The following is a 486-nucleotide window of genomic DNA, read 5'->3' on the forward strand; positions in this document are numbered from 1 at the left end:
TCAGGAACAAAAGCGGTTCCCGACGTACATCGCGGACCTCGAAGTGGGTGAGCTGTTTTTCCATAACGGTTATGTCTGGGCCCTCACACGCAGCGACACTTACCACGAGGCTATGATCGTGGGCCAAAGCGTAGACCGAAGTGACAGTCCTGATCCGGATGTTGCTGAGGTGCACAAGGCTGGTGAGTACCAACTGTTCGCGACGGACGCGATCGTACGGCGCGTGGCCCATGCGTTGTTCACGTTGGAGCCGCGTCTATGATTCCGAGTGCGTGGGTGGGAAAACGTGAATTTGCATTGAACTTTGGATTTGAACGCCAGTTTGCTGCGGATTTGGATACGGCGCTCACGCTACTGGCCGCCGTCAACGACTATGGCACACGTCAGGCACTTGGGCCGGACTGGTGCTCGGCGCTGGACCGGTTGGAACGCAGGTACGAGAGCCTTGATGGGGAGGACGAATGAAATTCGATGACTGGGTGGAAG

General features: G+C 57.0%; 2 protein-coding genes. Both read left to right on the forward strand.

What is annotated here, in order from left to right; translation table 11 throughout:
* On the forward strand, positions 1-262 hold a 262-nt coding region (locus tag AC1RPR_RS08225; RefSeq protein ID WP_481763470.1), incomplete at its 5' end, for a hypothetical protein.
* Positions 259-465: a hypothetical protein gene (locus tag AC1RPR_RS08230; RefSeq protein WP_281116311.1), complete on the forward strand. Its 207-nt coding sequence runs from the start codon at positions 259-261 to the stop codon at positions 463-465. The genes AC1RPR_RS08225 and AC1RPR_RS08230, both read left to right, overlap by 4 nt.
* Positions 466-486: the final 21 nt, after the last annotated feature.

This window comes from Dellaglioa sp. CoH-57-MRSF-22 (assembly GCF_056781895.1).